Origin of the sequence: Gordonia sp. 852002-10350_SCH5691597, assembly GCF_001665715.1 — a bacterium.
GTDB classification, from domain to species: Bacteria; Actinomycetota; Actinomycetes; order Mycobacteriales; family Mycobacteriaceae; genus Gordonia; species Gordonia sputi.
This window is the reverse complement of the sequence record NZ_LZMO01000234.1, coordinates 26,343-43,469: the sequence shown is the minus strand read 5'-3', so window position 1 is coordinate 43,469 and position 17,127 is coordinate 26,343. Positions and strand designations below refer to the sequence as shown.

Sequence of the window (17,127 nt, the reverse complement as noted above, 5' to 3'; positions counted from 1 at the left end):
GCCGCCGTGTCCGGGGTGTCGTTGCGTGCGCAGGACATCGTCGCGGGCGACCTGTTCGCGGCGCTGCCGGGTGGCCGCACCCACGGCGCGCGGTTCGCAGCCGAGGCGCTCGAGCGGGGTGCGACGGCGATCCTCACCGACGCGGCTGGCCGCGCAGAACTCGGTCGGGTGCTTCCGCCCGACGCCGCGTGTGCGGTACTCGTGCACGCCGACCCCCGCTCGGTCCTCGGCGGGGTGAGCTCACGGATCTACGGCAACCCGTCGCAGCGCCTCAAGCTGATCGGCATCACCGGCACGTCCGGCAAGACGACGACGGCCTACATGGTCGAGGCCGCGATGATGGCTGCAGGCCACACCGTCGGATTGATCGGCACGGTCGAAACTCGCGTCGACGGTGTCGCTCAGGCGAGTTCGCTGACGACGCCCGAGGCGCCGACCCTGCAGGCACTGCTGGCCGCGATGCTCGAGCGCGGCGTCGACGTCGTGGTCATGGAGGTGTCGAGTCACGCGTTGGCACTCGGACGCGTCGACGGAGCCCACTTCTCGATCGGTGCGTTCACCAATCTGTCGCAGGACCACCTCGACTTCCACCCGACGATGCGCGACTACTTCGAGGCCAAGGCACGACTGTTCGCGGCGGGATCACACACGCGGGCGGTGCGTTCGGTGGTGTGCGTCGACGACGACTGGGGTCGACGCATGCTCGACGTCGCGCGGCGAGGTGAGGTCATAGCGCCGATCACGGTCTCGACGACCGACATTCCGGCCGAGTGGCATGCCGGACCGTCGACGATCGAGTCCGGCGGTGCACAACGCGTGGAGATCACCGACGCCGCAGGGATCGGCCACGATCTGACGCTTCGGCTGCCCGGCCGCTACAACGTCGCCAACGCGACGCTCGCGGTCGCGGTGGCGGTCGCAGCGGGTGTGCCCGTCACGACGGCGACGTCGGCGATCGCCGAGGTGTCGGTTCCCGGTCGGCTGCAGCGCATCGATCGTGGGCAGGACTTCCTCGCCATCGTCGACTACGCGCACAAGCCGGGAGCGCTCGAAGCGGTGCTGGCCACCCTCGACGAGCAGGCGCGTGGACGTGTCGCCGTCGTCATCGGCGCCGGTGGCGACAGAGACAGCGCCAAGCGTCCACTGATGGGCGAGGTGGCAGCGCGTCGCGCAGACTTCGTCGTGATCACCGACGACAATCCGCGGACCGAGGACCCTGCCGCGATCCGCGCCGCTGTACTAGCGGGTGCGCATGCGGTGCCCGACGACGAGCGTCGAGAAGGCGTCGAGATCAGGGAGATCGGCGACCGCCGTGCTGCGATCGAGACGGCTATTGCGTGGGCACGGCCCGGCGACATCGTGCTGGTGGCAGGTAAGGGCCACGAGGCAGGCCAGGAGATCGACGGCGTGAAGCATCCGTTCGACGACAGGAACGTCGTCGCCGAGGCGCTCGCGGGCGTCGTCGAGAAGACGTCGGGGGCCGCTCGATGAGTCCTGATGGTGGCCAAGAGGAACGACGGGTAGTCATCGTGCCTGCGGATGTGGAGACGGTGTCGCGTGCGATCCGCGACCTCGTCTCTCGCGCACGGGATTCGTCTGAGCGTGTGCGCACCTGGGCGATCATCGGCGACATGGACACACGCGATGGGCTCACCGAGAACGAGCGTGTCGTCGAACACGACAGGGTTGGCCGGCTCGCCGTGCGGCTCGCCGTCGACAAGACGCTGTGTGTCGGAGAGTCGCGCTCGGTCCGTGCATTGCATCAGGGAGCCGTGATGGAGGGTTCCTGGGGCGACGAGGCGAGGTTGGTCGAGACGGTCGACGACGCGGCCGCAACTCTCGACACCGACGAGTGGCGCCCGGCGCCCGACGACATGGTGCTCGTCGCAGGCGTCGATCCGGCATTGGCTGATCTGGCGGCGGGATCGAGTACATGAGCTGCGGGGCCTGGATGGGGCTGGGGGAGATGACGAGACAGGAACGAGGAGAGCGACGAGTGACGGTCGGGCGAACTGAGGGAGGGATGCTGCGGTGACCCAGATCCTCATTGCGGGTGCCATCGCCGTTGCGGTGTCGATCCTGCTCACTCCGGTGCTCATCCGCGTGTTCTCCCGTCAGGGATTCGGGCAGGAGATCCGCGTCGAGGGGCCGCAGAGTCACCAGACCAAGCGCGGCACCCCGTCGATGGGTGGCGTGGCCATTCTGATCGCGCTGTGGGCCGGCTACTTCGGAGCGCACATCGTCGGAGTGTTCACCCATGACGGGAACGGGCCGACGGCATCCGGGCTGCTCGTTCTCGGTCTCGCGACGGCACTCGGCGGCGTCGGATTCCTCGACGACTTCATCAAGATCCGCAAACACCGAAACCTGGGGCTCAACAAGACGGCCAAGTCGATCGGGCAGTTCCTCGCGGCCATTCTGTTCGGCGTGCTCGTCCTTGGCTTCCGCAACGACTCGGGCTACACGCCCGCGAGTCCGCATCTGTCCTACGTCCGCGACATCGACGCGATCTCGATGGTCTCGGTCGCGTTCGTGGTGTTCTGCTGGCTGGTCGTCGCGGCATGGTCGAACGCAGTCAACTTCACCGACGGTCTCGACGGTCTCGCTGCCGGGTCGATGGCGATGGTGCTGGGAACCTACGTGTTGGTGACGTTCTTCCAGTTCGTCAACGCCTGCTCGGGTGGCGCCAAGCCCGCCGCCGACATCCCTCGGGGCTGCTACCAGGTACGCGACCCGCTGGATCTCGCACTGATCGCGGTTGCCGGTGGCGGCGCGTGTCTCGGATTCCTCTGGTGGAACGCGGCACCGGCCAAGATCTTCATGGGCGACACCGGTTCGTTGGCTCTCGGCGGTCTGCTCGCGGGACTGTCGATCACCACCCGCACCGAGCTGCTCGCGGTGGTCATCGGCGCGCTGTTCGTCGCTGAGATCATGTCGGTCGTCATCCAGATCGCGTTCTTCCGGACGACGGGTCGTCGCGTGTTCCGCATGGCGCCGTTCCATCACCACTTCGAACTCGGTGGCTGGGCGGAGACCACGGTGATCATCAGATTCTGGCTGCTCACAGCCATCGCGTGTGCGCTCGGGCTCTCGCTGTTCTACGGCGAGTTCCTCACGGTCAACGGCTGAGCGCGATGACCTCACCGTCGGAGCTGCATCTGAGCGGCAGGCGCGTACTCGTCGCGGGCGCGGGCACAGCGGGGATGTCGGCGGCACGATTCCTCCTCGGCGTCGACGCCGAGGTCACGATCGCTGACGCGAGATTCGGGGGAGCCGAGACGACGAGCGTTGTCGGGACGGACGCCGCGCGTACCGCCGGTGCACGCCTCACCTCGATCGCCGATCTCCTCGCCGACGACTCCTGGCCTGCGGCGACCGACCTCGTCATCGCGTCGCCGGGATTCTCGCCGACCAATCCTTTGATGGTTGCCGCGGCCGAACACGAGATCCCCGTGTGGGGCGAGGTCGAGCTCGCGTGGCGGGTCGACCGTGCCGGACTGTTGGGCGCCCCGCGCACCTGGCTGGTCGTGACCGGAACCAACGGAAAGACCACAACGACGTCGATGTTGACCGACATCGTGATCGAGGGCGGTCGCGATGCCGCAGCGTGCGGCAACATCGGGTTGCCGGTGCTCGACGCGATGCAGACGCAACCGAGGGTTGACGTCCTGTGCGCCGAGCTGTCGTCGTTCCAGCTCCACTGGGCGCCGTCGATCACTCCCGACGCTGGTGTCGTGCTCAACATCGCCGACGATCACCTCGACTGGCACGGGTCGTTCGCCGCGTACGCGGCCGACAAGCAGATCGCGCTGCACGGCGACGTGGGTGTGGTCGGCCTCGACGACGCGGTCGCCGCAGACCTACCGGTGCCGGGACGGCGCGTGGGGTTCACCCTTGGCGAGCCCGCTCCGGGTGAACTCGGCGTCGTCGACGGCGAGCTGGTCGATCGGGCGTTCACGGCTGAGCAGGACGGCACGTCCGGAGGCACGCCTCTGATCGCCGCCACGGCGATTCACCCCCCGGGGCCGTCGGGAGTGTCCGACGCGCTGGCCGCCGCAGCGTTGGCGCTGGCGATCGGCGTCGCACCGTCGGCGATCGGTCGGGCGCTGAGCGCTTTTCGGCCCGCGGCGCATCGGGGCGAGGTCGTCGTGACGATCGACGGCATCGACTTCGTCGACGATTCGAAAGCCACCAATCCGCACGCGGCTGCGGCCGCGATCGGTGCGCACCGGAGCGTCGTGCTCATTGCGGGTGGCTTGTTGAAGGGCGCGTCGGTCGACGACATGATCACCGGCTCCGCGGATCGACTGGCCGGAGTTGTCGCGATCGGGCGAGATCGGGACATCATTGTCGACGCGATTTCGCGACACGCCCCAGAAGTCCCAACAGTCACAGTATTCACAAGAGACGATGGCGGTGTGATTGCACAGCGCGCCTTCGGATCAGAGACGGGTCCGGCGCCGAGCGGGGGACAACCCTCATTCGACGCCCCCGGGAACTCCGACGACCTCGCGACCGCGGTGATGAACCGTGCAGTCGCAGAGGCGTGGACGCTGGCCACGGCCGACGATCCGCGCCCCGACGCAGTGCTTCTGGCACCCGCGGCGGCGTCGCTGGACATGTTTCCCGGATACGGACGACGTGGTGATGCCTTCGCGGCCGCCGCGCGCTCGTTGCCGGGGAGCGCTCCCCGGGCGACGCAGCCGTGACGGCAACACGGGAAGCGGCGACACAAGAGGCTGCGACACAAGAGGCTGGGACACAAAAGGCTGGGTCGACCGACACGAAGAGCGTCGACGCCGAGAGCTCCAGTGCATCGACCTCGCGCGCCTCGTCGAAACGACGGACCGCGGCGAAGGCTCCCCGCTTGCGCGGTGATGCTGCCGCGATCCCCGCCACCATCGTCGAGGGGATCCGCAATCTCCTCAGCCGGCCGCTGGCGTCCTACCATCTGATCCTGACGATGGCCGCGCTGATGACGTCGTTCGGTCTGATCATGGTGCTCTCGGCGTCGTCGGTGGAGGGCTACTCCGCAGACGGGTCGGCCTACGGTTTGTTCGCCAATCAGGTCATCTTCGTGGTGCTCGGTGCGGTTGTCTTCTACCTCACGTTGCGCATGCCGGTGCGATTCTTTCGTCGCATGGCGGTCCCGCTGATCGCCGCCACGACGATCATGTTGGCGCTCGTCCTCGTGCCGGGAATCGGCACCCTCAGCCAGGGTGCGCGCCGCTGGTTCGACATCAACGGCCTCTCGGTGCAGCCGTCCGAGCTGGTCAAGGTCGCGCTCTGTGTCTGGGGCGCGCATCTGCTCGCGTCACGTCGACGCGACAACGCGTCGCTGCGCGAGCTGCTCGTGCCTCTCGTGCCGGTCGGCCTGCTGATCTGCCTGCTGATTATTCTCGAGCCCAACCTCTCGACGACGATCACCATCGCGATCATCGTCGGTGCTCTGCTCTGGTTCGCAGGGCTGCCGATCAAGGTGTTCGCGGCGTTCGTCATCACCGGTGTCGGCATCGCCGTCGTCCTGGCGCTCGTCGAGAGCTACCGGTCGCAGCGCGTGATGAGCTTCCTCGGTGGCATCGACGATCCGCAAGGTGCCGGCTACCAGGCGCGGCAGGCGACGTTCGCGTTGGCCAACGGCGGCGTCTTCGGAGTCGGACTCGGTCAGAGCCGCGCCAAGTGGAACTACCTGCCCAACGCGCACAACGACTTCATCTTCGCGATCATCGGCGAGGAACTCGGGTTGATCGGCGGACTGCTCGTCGTCTTCCTGTTCGTCGTGCTGGCGTTCACCGGCTTCCGTATCGCTCACCGCTGCACCGACCCGTTCCTGCGGCTGATGACGTCGACCATCACGGTCCTGATCACTGCGCAGGCCTTCATCAACATCGGATACGTCATCGGGCTGCTGCCGGTGACCGGAATCCAGTTGCCGCTGTTGTCGGCGGGCGGTACGTCGACGTTGACGGTGTTGGCGATGCTCGGCCTGTTGGCCAATGCCGCGCGTCATGAGCCCGAGGCCGTCGCCGCATTGACGACCGGCCAGCGCAGTCGCGTCAGCCGCTGGTTCCGCTTGCCGACGCCTGTTGCCTACAAGCCGACCCGGGCCGAGAGCGCGCGGAATCGTCTCGACACGCGTGATCGCCGCGCACCGGCCTCGTCCGGTGGACGACGTTCTGCGACACCCAATCGGGTACCCGCCTGGCGTCGCGCGATCGGCGTGCGCTTCTTCGGTGCGGCGCCGGAGCCGAGTCCACCCGTCGATCGACGCGGGGCACCTCGGTCGGGTCCGGTCCGTCTCGACTACCGTGTCGGGTATTCAGGCCGCCAACAGCGTCGGGACGACGCCCGTGGTCACGAGCGACAGAACCCATCGCGACGATCGTCAGAGTCCGCTCGTGCAAGCCAATCCGCCCGTCGCGCGACGGGCAGGGGAGTGCCGAGTTCGACGCGAACAGGGTCGTCGACGGGGGCGTCGCGGTCGGACTCGGGGCGCTATTCCGGTCACACCGGGCGAGCTGACAAGATGTCGGGTGGGTCGCGGTGGTCGGGCACCGGTCGCTGATCTCCCGAGGTGAGCAGAACAGATGTGAACGGAGTGCAGACCGTATGGGTCCGGACGAAACACGGGTCACGACAACCGACCACGGGGCTGCGGGAGGCAGTGACCGAAAGCTGTCGGTTGTGGTCGCCGGTGGCGGCACCGCCGGTCACATCGAACCGGCACTTGCGGTAGCGGATGCGGTGCACAGACTCGATCCCTCCGCACGGATCACCGCACTGGGCACCTCTCGTGGACTCGAGACGACGCTCGTTCCCGAACGCGGTTACGACCTCGCGCTGATCCCGCCCGTCCCGCTGCCACGTAAGCCCGGCGTCGAACTCGCGAAGACACCCGCGCGGTTGTTGCGCTCGGTGCTCGCAACCCGCAAGGTCCTCGCCGACGTGAAGGCCGACGTCGTCGTCGGATTCGGCGGATACGTCTCGATGCCCGCCTACCTCGCGGCCAGGGCACATTTGCGGCCGAGTCGACGTCTGCCGATCGTGATCCACGAAGCCAATGCCAGTGCCGGTGTCGCGAACAAGGTCGGCGCCCGCTTCGCCGACGTCGTGATGGCCGCGGTCGACGGCTCTGGACTCGACGGCGCCGAGGTGGTCGGTATCCCGGTGCGCGGCGTCATCGCTGACCTCGACCGCAAGGGTCTGCGCGCCAAGGCCCGCCACTACTTCGGCCTCGACGAGGACGCCCCGACCCTGCTCGTATTCGGCGGATCGCAGGGGGCGCAACGACTCAACGAGGCGGTCGCGGGTGCTGCTGACGCGTTGGGGCGCGCCGGGATCGGCGTGTTGCACGCGTATGGACCCAAGAACACGATCGATCCGGTGTCACCCGAGGGCGCTCCGCCGTATCGGGCCGTCGGATATCTCAAACGCATGGACCTCGCCTATGCGGCCGCCGATCTCGTGATGTGTCGGTCGGGCGCGATGACGGTTGCCGAGGTGTCGGCTACCGGGCTCCCCGCGATCTACGTGCCCCTTCCGCACGGCAACGGCGAACAGCGGCTCAACGCGCTGCCGGTCGTCGAAGCCGGTGGTGGGGTGCTGGTGGCCGATGACGAGGTCACCGCGGACTGGGTGGCCGCGGAGGTTCCCGCACTCCTCGGCGATCCGGAACGGCTCGCCGCGATGTCGGCGTCCGCGTTCGGGACGGGCCACGGCGACGCCGCGAATGCGGTGGCACGTGCGGCCCTCGACCTCGCTGCGTCGCATCGGCCCGGACGTCGGGCGCGCGCCGCGCAGCGCGTCGAGGCGGCAGAGGCCGACGCGAGCGCACCGGCCGCGACCGATGATCGAGCGTCGGATGCTCGCGATGAGGGCGCGCGCAAACCCGGTGATCCCGATGACGGGGCGGCGTTTCGTTCGACCGAATCGGCTCGCGAGCGGTGACAATCGACGATGTGACCCCCGCACACCCCGGATCCCCAGCACAGCCCGAGCCGGGAGCTGCCCCGCTGCCAGAAGAGCTCCGTAGAGTCCACATGGTCGGAATCGGTGGGGCCGGAATGTCGGGCCTGGCGCGCATTCTGCTGTCCCGAGGTGGTCAGGTGTCGGGATCGGATGCCAAGACCAGTCGCGGAATCATCGCGCTGCGTGCGCGTGGCGCCGAGATCACGATCGGTCACGACGCCGCTGCACTCGACGTGCTGCCCGGCGGTCCGACCGTCGTCGTCACGACGCACGCCGCAATACCCAAGACCAATCCGGAACTCGTCGCGGCACGCGAGCGTGGGATCCCGATCCTGTTGCGGCCCCACGTCCTCGCGGGAGTGATGGCCGACCACCGCACGCTGCTCGTCGCCGGAACACACGGCAAGACGTCGACGACGTCGATGGCTGTCGTCGCACTGCAGCACGCAGGGCTCGATCCGTCATTCGCGATCGGCGGCGAGCTCAACGAGTCGGGTACCAACGCCCATCACGGTAGCGGCGACGTATTCGTCGCGGAGGCCGACGAGAGCGACGGGTCGCTCCTCGAGTACACCCCCGACATCGTGGTGATCACCAACATCGAAGTCGACCATCTGGACTTCTTCGGCAGCGTCGAAGCGTACGTCGCGGTGTTCGACGAGTTCACCGAGAAGATCCGGCCGGGCGGCACGCTCATCGTCTGCCTCGACGATCCGGGGACCGTGGCACTCGCGCAGCGACGTGCCTCCGAGCTGACCGCGCGCGGTGTCCGGGTGCTCGGGTACGGCACCGACGCCGACACGGTCTCCATCCCAGATGTCATCCCGGCGGCCACGCTGCTTTCGTGGGCGCCGCAGGGGAGTGGCGGGGTGGCCGATGTGAGGTTCACACAGCCGGTTGCCGACACCGCTATCGAGGTCCCGATCACTCTCACGACCCCGGGAATCCACATGGCGCGCAACAGCCTTGGCGCGATCCTCGGTGCGGTATGCGCGGGCGGCGAGCTGGCCGAGGTCGTCGCTGGAGTCGAGGCGTTCGGCGGTGTCCGACGTCGCTTCGAATACAAGGGCAGTGCGGCGGGCGTCTCGGTGTACGACGACTACGCCCACCACCCGACCGAGGTCGCCGCAGTGCTTGCCGCAGCACGGGGTGTCGTGGCCCGGGGAGTCGGCGACCACGCCCGCGATGCCGGCAACGGGCGGGTGATCGCCGTGTTCCAGCCCCACTTGTATTCGCGCACAGAAGAATTCGCGGAGGAGTTCGCCTCGGCTCTCGACGCCGCAGACGAAGTGATCGTCGCCGACGTCTACGGGGCACGTGAGGCACCGATTCCCGGTGTGAGCGGTCGGAGCATTACGGACAGACTGACCGGGAACCACCGGTTCGTCCCGGATCTCTCGACGCTTGCCGGGCTCGTCGCGTCGATCGCGCGGCCCGGCGACATCGTGCTGACCCTCGGCGCCGGAGACATCACCATGCAGGGACCCGAAATCCTTGCCGCACTTGACGACACCCGCGCGGCATCGCGGACCACCAGGGGAGGCGAGGGCACCTCGTGACCCGGTTCCTGCCGGAACGTCGAGGAGCGCGCATGCTGCTCGGGGTCGGTGCTGTCGTGATCGTCGTCGTGGGACTCGTTCTCGTCGCGTTCTTCACGCCGCTGATGTCGGTGCGCAGTACCACCATCGAGGGTGCCAAAGGTGTGCAGACCGGCGAGATTCTCCACGCCGCTGACGTCGCGTCGGGGACACCGCTGCTACGCGTGGACACCCGTGTCGTCGCGCAGCGGATCGCGGCGATCCCATCGATCGAGTCCGCGCGCGTCCAGCGTGAATACCCGTCGTCGCTGTTGATCACGGTTGTCGAGCGGCAACCGACCGCCAGGGTCGTCGACGGCGACAAAGTGCACGTCCTCGACCGCACCGGCGTCTCATACCTGACCTACGCCACCAGAGGGCTGCCCGGCGAGTACGCCGCACTTCCCGTGTTCACCACGCCCAACCCCGGACCATCGGACCCGACAACCGTCGCAGCCATGAAGGCAACCGCGGGACTACCCGACGACATCTCGGAGCAGGTGACGGCGATCGACGCATCCTCGCCCGTCGACATCAAGTTCACCCTCAAGGGCAACCGCAAGGTCGTCTGGGGCGATTCGGCCAGAGGCGACGAGAAGGCGCGGACCCTCGGATACCTGCTGCCGCGCAAGGCATCCGAATACAACGTGTCGAGTCCGGACTTCCCGGCTGTCAAATAGGCGGCGGCTTCGCCGCCGCATGCCCGGCGAGCTCTAGCACCGTGCCTTCCTCCTCATCGCATCGTCGCTACGCTCCTCGCTCTTCGTGGTGCAGGCACGGCGCGCTCGCCGGGCGTGCAGTTCGACGGGTGTGGGGTCGGTCGAGTGGTCGCGTCGTCGCTTTCGCTGATCGAGTCGATCCTTCGCTGATCGAGCTTGTCGAGATCACCCACCCACCCGACCGAGCCCGCCGCGAGCAGGTCGCGGCGTCGGTGGAGTGGTGAGCGGGCGCGGGAACGCGTCGGCGGAGTGGTGCGCCGTCGCGTTCTGGACGACGAGCGAGCGAGGAGCGCAGCGACGATGCGAGGGAGGAGGAAGAACGCGACTAGAGGCGCACCACTCCGCCGCGCCGATAAACACAGCGACGATGTGAGGGAGGAGGAAGAACGCGACTAGGGCGCACCACGCAGCCGCGCCAAAAAACACAGCGACACGCCGCGCCGCCTGCTGGCTCCTGGGCCAGTGGGTGCATAGCGTTCTCGGCAACAGACCACTTGACATAACTCTAAATCTATGGTTCAGGTTTAGGGTTTTGGATCGATAAGGAAGGCGAGCGCCATGACGCCACCGCACAACTACCTGGCCGTGATCAAGGTCGTCGGCATCGGCGGCGGCGGCGTGAACGCCGTCAACCGAATGATCGAGCAGGGCCTCAAGGGCGTGGAGTTCATCGCCATCAACACCGACGCGCAGGCGCTGTTGATGAGTGATGCCGACGTCAAGCTCGACGTGGGTCGTGATTCGACGCGCGGCCTCGGAGCAGGCGCCGACCCCGAGGTCGGCCGTCGGGCCGCCGAGGACGCACGCGATGAGATCGAAGAGCTCCTCAAGGGCGCCGACATGGTTTTCGTGACCGCGGGCGAGGGCGGCGGCACCGGCACCGGAGGTGCGCCGGTGGTCGCGTCGATCGCACGCAAGCTGGGTGCCCTGACCGTCGGTGTCGTCACCCGACCCTTCGGCTTCGAGGGCAAGCGTCGCGGAGGACAGGCAGAGGCCGGTATCACCGCCCTGCGCGAGTCCTGCGACACCCTCATCGTCATCCCCAACGACCGCCTTCTGCAGTTGGGCGATGCCCAGGTCAGCCTCATGGACGCCTTCCGCAGCGCCGACGAGGTACTCCTCAACGGCGTGCAGGGCATCACGGATCTGATCACTACCCCCGGCCTGATCAACGTCGACTTCGCCGACGTCAAAGGCGTCATGAGCGACGCAGGTTCGGCGCTCATGGGCATCGGGTCGTCGCGTGGTGAGGAGCGTGCACGCAAGGCGGCCGAGGCTGCGATCAACTCGCCGCTGCTCGAGTCGTCGATGGAGGGCGCGCGTGGTGTGCTGATGTCCATCGCCGGTGGTAGCGACCTGGGTCTCTTCGAGATCCACAACGCCGCGACGCAGGTGCAGGAAGCCGCACACGAGGACGCCAACATCATCTTCGGCACGGTCATCGACGACAACCTCGGCGACGAGGTGCGCGTCACGGTCATCGCGGCAGGATTCGACGGCGGTACCCCGCGCAAGCGCACCGACGCCCCCGCGGCCGTCGGCAAGACGGCCGTCGGAGCTGGCCAGGCGGGCACCGTGAACCCCGCGGAGAAGACCGACCCGCTCTTCGGGAAGATGCCGCAGGAGGGCGCTGGTGACCCGTTCGCCGATCGCCAGGCGTCGCCGCCCCGTCGCAACAGCGTCACGCTCGACGACGATGACGTCGACGTGCCGTCGTTCATGAAGCGCTGACGAACGTGAGCGGGCCGATCACGCCCCGGGTGCGTCGTGTGGTGACCACCCGGGACGGCGGTGTGTCGAAACCGCCCTACGACTCGTTCAATCTGGGCGATCATGTCGGCGACGACCCGGATGCCGTCGCGGCGAACAGGTCTCGGCTCGCGTCGCAGTTGGGTCTCGCCGCCGACCGCGTCGTCTGGATGGAACAGATTCACAGTCGCAACGTCACAGTGGTCGACGCTCCTGTCGGCCACGCCGTCGAGGCCACCGACGCGCTGGTGACGACGACGCCAGGGCTTGCGCTGGCGGTTCTCAGTGCCGACTGTGTGCCGGTTCTGTTGAGCGACGACGAGGCGGGTGTGATCGCCGGAGTACATGCCGGACGGGTGGGAGCGCGCATCGGGATCGTCCCGGAAACGCTGCGCGTGATGATTTCGTTGGGTGCGCGCCCCGAGCGGATCGGCGCATTTCTCGGACCTGCCGCGTGTGGACGCCAATACGAGGTTCCCGCTGCGATGCAGCGCGACGTCGAAGAGCATCTACCGGGCAGTGCCTGTTTGACCGACAAGCGCACCCCGGGACTCGATCTTCGGGCTGGATTGCGTCGGCAACTGCTTGCGCTGGGTGTCGCCGCGGTGGCAGAGGATCCGCGGTGCACGATCGAAGACGCGCACCTTTTCAGTCACCGACGCGGCGCGCCGACGGGCAGGCTCGCATCGGTCATCTGGATCGACCCGAGTCCCGAGTCGTGATGACTGCACACGACGATGAGCGCACGGCCCAACTGTCGGAGTCGCTGTCGGCTGTGCGCACACGTCTCGACGCCGCGGTCGATGCTGCTGGGCGACGACGAGGTGACGTGGAGTTGCTCGTCGTGACCAAGTTCTTCCCAGCCGAAGATGTCGCGCGATTGATCACGTTGGGCGAGAAGGACTTCGGCGAGTCGCGGGAGCCTGAGGCGAGCCGCAAAATCGACGAACTGCGCGCGGATGCGGGTGGCGATCTCGGCGACGTCGCATTCGACATGATCGGTTCGGTGCAGACCAAGAAGGCGCGCACCGTCGCCCGATGGGCACGTGCGGTGCATTCGGTCGACCGCGACAAACTCATCGATCATCTGGCGACAGCAAGTAGGTCCGCCCTCGACGACGGTGAGCGGGGCACGCCGCTGGGGATCTATCTCCAACTGAGCCTCGACGGCGATCCCACCAGGGGTGGAGCGCTTGAGGAAGAGCTTCCCGAGTTGGCCGACAGGGTCGAGGCGAGCGACTCGCTGGCGCTGCGCGGGCTGATGGTGATCGCGCCGCTCGACGGCGACGTCGACGAGTGGATGGCACGAACGGCGCAGGCGCACGAACGGTTTCGGACCCGGTTTCCCCAGGCGACCGGACTCTCGGCGGGTATGTCGTCGGATCTCGAAAGTGCCGTCGCACATGGATCGACATGCGTGCGTGTCGGTACCGCAATCATGGGTCCGCGGCCGTTAATCTCTCACTAGTCACATTGGTCACATGCGAACCAACGAGAACAAACTCCACACTGACAACACTCGCGAACCCGCCGCGGGTGTCGGATGACCAGAGAGGCCCCTCACATGACCACGATGCAGAAGTTCAAGGCATATTTCGGCATGGTGCCTCCGAGCGAGTACGAGGACGACTACTTCGACGAGCCCGGACCGGGTCCGGTGCGGTCGATGTCGCGTGAGCGCGTGTACCGCGACGACTACTACGGCGAGGCTCCGCTGCGTGACGGCTACGGGGATTCCTACGCAGACCCCGGCTACCGCGAGGCTGCCGACGCAGGCTACGACGAGCGACGATTCGGACCAGGCTTCGATTCGGCACCCGGCTACGAGCAGGGGTACCAGGGCGACTACACCTACGCGGGTCCGCGACACTCCGAGCCGGTCGAGCGTCCCCGCCCGGTCTCGCGCCTCGAGCCGCTGCAGCGGTCGAGTGCGGCCCCGCACCGCGCCGCAGCGGTGTCGGCCTCTGCGAGTCCCGATCTCGAGCAGGTCTTCGCCGACGGTCCGCTGCACAAGATCACGACGCTGCGCCCCGCCGACTACAGCGAAGCACGCACGATCGGCGAGCGGTTCCGTGACGGCAACCCGGTCATCATGGATCTCGTCGACATGAGCAACGACGACGCGAAGCGCCTCGTCGACTTCGCGGCCGGTCTCGCCTTCGCGCTGCGTGGCTCGTTCGACAAAGTCGCCACGAAGGTGTTTCTCCTCTCACCGGCCGACATCGACGTCTCTGCGGAGGATCGCAAGAAGATCGCCGCGACAGGCTTCTACAACCACGGCTGACATCGACGTATTCGGCGGGCGAATCGCACTCGGTTCGCCCGCCGATGCTCGTTCGGCCCCCACATCTGCTCGCGCGCACCAGGTCAGCGGTACCTGGGGTGCAGCGCGCCCGACATATCAGGCACTCTTGACTCGTGGCGATACTGTTCGAAGTCCTCTACATCGTGCTGTTCATCTACTGGCTGCTCCTGCTTGCACGCCTCGTCATCGAATTGGTGCGCACCTTCGCGCGTGAATGGCGACCGAGGGGTATTGCAGTTGTGATCATCGAGGCGGTATTCACTGTCACCGACCCGCCGATCAAGGCGCTTAGGCGCATACTGCCTCCGATTCCGCTCGGTCCGGTTCGGCTCGATCTCTCGCTGATGATCGTGATGATCGTCGTACTCATCCTCATGTCGGTCATGCGAGGGCTGGCCAACAATGCAGCGGCCTCGGCGCTGGCGAGCGCACTCCTCTGACCAGCTGATCGGAGCTCGGGCGCTCGGTGAACGTCGGTTGAACACGATCCGACGTCATGATCCGACTGCCGCTCGTCGAGCCGATGTTCTACCGTTGAGTGTCATCATCGAGTGACTGTTGCATTGCAGGACGGCATCGAACATATGCGACAAGCGGTTCAGATGTGACAGGATGAGACGCCAGTTACGGATTTTGACTGGTATGAATATTGAGTGACAGTCTGTACACATAGGCTGTGACGTATCCGCCCAACTGAAGACCAAGCTCGGACGACACCAAGCTCGAGCCGACCCAACGCTCTAACGACAATGAGGGGAACCGACATGCGGCTGACACCAGCTGATGTGCACAACGTCGCGTTCAGCAAACCGCCGATCGGTAAGCGCGGCTACAACGAGGACGAGGTCGATCAGTTCCTCGACTTCGTCGAAGCCGAGCTCGCTCGCCTGATCGAAGAGAACAGCGACCTCAAGCAGCGCGTCGAAGAGCTCGAGGGTGAGCTCGCCGACGCCAAGTCCGGCAGTGGGACCGCCGACGCATCCTCGTCGTCCGACTCGACACCGACGACCGATGATTCGACACAGGTGTCCGACGACGACTCGAACATCCGAGCTGCTCGGGTTCTCGCTCTCGCGCAGGACACCGCCGATCGCCTGACGGGTTCGGCTCGCCAGGAAGCCGACACGTTGCTCGCGGATGCCCGTTCGCGCGCGGACGCCATGGTGTCCGAGGCGCAGACGAAGTCCGACGCTCTGCTGAACGATTCGCGTCAGCGGGCCGAAGCAATCCTCGCCGACTCGCAGACGAGGTCGGAGGCTCAGCTGCGTCAGGCGCAGGAACGTGCCGACGCGCTGCAGAGCGACGCCGAGCGTAAGCACAGCGAGATCATGGGCACCATCAACCAGCAGCGCGGCGTCCTCGAGGGACGTATCGAGCAGCTCAAGACGTTCGAGCGTGAGTACCGCACACGCCTCAAGACCTATCTCGAGTCCCAGCTCGAAGAGCTACAGCAGCGCGGCAGTGCCGCGCCTGTCGAGAACGGGCGCTCCGATCAGTCCTTCTCGTCGGATCCCGGTAACGGCGGCTTCAGCAGCTACTCGCAGAGCTGATCGGTGCCGGCGGACGGTCATTAGGCAGATGACGTGCTGAGTCTGGCGCTCGCGGCCACCCTCGTGGGCTTCGTGCTGCTCATCGTCGGGTTGATCACCGGCTCGGTGTGGCTGGCGGTGGCGTGCATCGTCGTCTGCCTCATCGGCCTGGCGTTCCTGATCGTCGACATCATCGGTTCCGGCCGAAAAGATGACCAGGTCGGCAATGATGACCAGGTCGGCAGTGATGATCAGGTCGACGAGTCCGACACAGGGGAGCGTCCCGAGGGACGTCGCTCCCGTAGCGTCGCCGCCGAGAGTGATCTCTCCGACGACGATCCCCCCGACGGTGGTAATGTGTTCGACGGCGGCTCGGGCATTTCCGGTCCGTCTCCCGCTGCACGACGCGAGTCCCCTCCGCAATCGTCGTGGCAGGGTGTGATCCAACCCGGCGGGCGGTCGGGTTCATCCGCCGACGCGGCGTCGAATCCGGATTCCGGCGAGAATCCAGGGACGAATGCATTCGGCACGGGAGAGGCTGCCCAGTCCTCGCGTGAAGGCAATTACGACGACTATCTGCGCGCTGTCGGGGGCGATCCCGCAACCGGCGGATTCCGCAGGCCGTCGACGCCTGACGAGCAGGCGCCGCCCCAGCAGGGGCGCCCTGATCAGCGTCCGCCGGCGCAGGGATACCAGCAGCCCCCGCGGCAAGCGCCTCCCGCGCAGATGCCAACGCAGGGCCCCCCACCGCAGGGTCCGGCCGCGCCGGGGTACCCGCAGCAGCCGTATCCCCGGGGCCCATATCCCCAGGGGCGCGAGCCCTACGGCCAGCAGAGGCCGGGTGGCGACCAGCAGCGTCCCGGCGCGGCGCCCCGACAGCCAGAGCGCGAGCAGCCGCCAGGCATACAGCAACCGCCGTCCGACGACGGCAAACCTTCTGATCGACCCTGGGAGCAACCCGAGCGTGAGCAGGGGAGCGGAACCGGGCGTTTCGATCCTCTCGATCCCAACTGGCGTCCGCCGTTCGACTGATCCCGACCGATCCATCCCTGGCGACCCCCTGCGGCATCAACAGGGCGACGACACCCAGGGCATCGACGACGGTCGATTCGTGGCCGGGTAGCCGCGGTCGCTACACTGGAAGCGCAATGATCCGGCCATCACCGGGGAGCACCCGGAAGAACGGATTCTCGTCACGCACCGCGTGAGTCGGTGGGCGTCCCAGTAGAACCGGGCGGGAGTGGCCCGTCATAGCCGCAGGCCCATTCGGTTGGGAGTGT

The 17,127-nt window shown here is 67.0% G+C and carries 15 protein-coding genes; all 15 read left to right on the top strand.

Annotation, left to right across the window (positions count from 1 at the left end; genetic code table 11):
• The coding region (locus A5777_RS17405) for a UDP-N-acetylmuramoyl-L-alanyl-D-glutamate--2,6-diaminopimelate ligase (protein ID WP_197502409.1) at positions 1-1,491 on the top strand (1,491 nt) is incomplete at its 5' end.
• Positions 1,488-1,937: a hypothetical protein gene (locus tag A5777_RS17400; protein WP_039855444.1), complete on the top strand. Its 450-nt coding sequence runs from the start codon at positions 1,488-1,490 to the stop codon at positions 1,935-1,937. The genes A5777_RS17405 and A5777_RS17400, both read left to right, overlap by 4 nt.
• Positions 1,938-2,031: 94 nt before the next feature.
• Positions 2,032-3,129 carry a phospho-N-acetylmuramoyl-pentapeptide-transferase gene (mraY, locus tag A5777_RS17395; RefSeq protein ID WP_005205603.1) on the top strand — a complete coding sequence of 366 codons (1,098 nt, stop codon included), beginning with the start codon at positions 2,032-2,034 and terminating at the stop codon, positions 3,127-3,129.
• 5 nt (positions 3,130-3,134) lie between these two features.
• Positions 3,135-4,709, top strand: a complete 1,575-nt coding sequence (murD, locus tag A5777_RS17390) for a UDP-N-acetylmuramoyl-L-alanine--D-glutamate ligase (RefSeq protein ID WP_005205605.1) — start codon at positions 3,135-3,137, stop codon at positions 4,707-4,709.
• Entirely contained in the window at positions 4,706-6,565 is a 1,860-nt protein-coding gene (ftsW, locus tag A5777_RS17385) for a putative lipid II flippase FtsW (RefSeq protein WP_064863591.1), read from the top strand. The genes murD and ftsW overlap by 4 nt, the downstream gene beginning before the upstream one ends.
• 44 nt (positions 6,566-6,609) lie before the next feature.
• The gene (gene murG, locus A5777_RS17380) at positions 6,610-7,947 is read left to right on the top strand and encodes an undecaprenyldiphospho-muramoylpentapeptide beta-N-acetylglucosaminyltransferase (RefSeq protein ID WP_005205609.1); all 1,338 of its coding nucleotides are present in this window, start codon (positions 6,610-6,612) and stop codon (positions 7,945-7,947) included.
• Positions 7,948-8,039: 92 nt separating this feature from the next.
• Positions 8,040-9,527 carry a UDP-N-acetylmuramate--L-alanine ligase gene (gene murC / locus A5777_RS17375; protein WP_231894505.1) on the top strand — a complete coding sequence of 496 codons (1,488 nt, stop codon included), beginning with the start codon at positions 8,040-8,042 and terminating at the stop codon, positions 9,525-9,527.
• A gap of 32 nt (positions 9,528-9,559) precedes the next feature.
• A complete protein-coding gene (locus tag A5777_RS17370) occupies positions 9,560-10,225 on the top strand; it encodes a cell division protein FtsQ/DivIB (protein ID WP_197494584.1) in 666 nt (221 codons plus the stop codon).
• Positions 10,226-10,822: 597 nt separating this feature from the next.
• Positions 10,823-11,995, top strand: coding sequence for a cell division protein FtsZ (ftsZ, locus tag A5777_RS17365; RefSeq protein WP_005205614.1), 1,173 nt, complete (start codon positions 10,823-10,825; stop codon positions 11,993-11,995).
• A gap of 29 nt (positions 11,996-12,024) precedes the next feature.
• Positions 12,025-12,735 (top strand): peptidoglycan editing factor PgeF, encoded by a 711-nt coding sequence (gene pgeF, locus A5777_RS17360; RefSeq protein WP_197494586.1) that lies wholly within the window; start codon positions 12,025-12,027, stop codon positions 12,733-12,735.
• The gene (locus A5777_RS17355; protein ID WP_064863588.1) at positions 12,735-13,481 is read left to right on the top strand and encodes a YggS family pyridoxal phosphate-dependent enzyme; all 747 of its coding nucleotides are present in this window, start codon (positions 12,735-12,737) and stop codon (positions 13,479-13,481) included. Before pgeF ends, A5777_RS17355 begins: the two co-directional genes overlap by 1 nt.
• A gap of 96 nt (positions 13,482-13,577) precedes the next feature.
• Complete coding sequence (locus A5777_RS17350; protein ID WP_064863587.1) at positions 13,578-14,297, top strand: cell division protein SepF; 720 nt, start codon at positions 13,578-13,580, stop codon at positions 14,295-14,297.
• Positions 14,298-14,431: 134 nt separating this feature from the next.
• Positions 14,432-14,758: a YggT family protein gene (locus A5777_RS17345; protein ID WP_064863586.1), complete on the top strand. Its 327-nt coding sequence runs from the start codon at positions 14,432-14,434 to the stop codon at positions 14,756-14,758.
• A 324-nt stretch (positions 14,759-15,082) separates the two neighbouring features.
• A complete protein-coding gene (wag31, locus tag A5777_RS17340) occupies positions 15,083-15,868 on the top strand; it encodes a DivIVA-like cell division protein Wag31 (RefSeq protein ID WP_064863600.1) in 786 nt (261 codons plus the stop codon).
• Between the two features lie 33 nt (positions 15,869-15,901).
• Positions 15,902-16,879 (top strand): hypothetical protein, encoded by a 978-nt coding sequence (locus A5777_RS17335; RefSeq protein WP_064863585.1) that lies wholly within the window; start codon positions 15,902-15,904, stop codon positions 16,877-16,879.
• Positions 16,880-17,127: the final 248 nt, after the last annotated feature.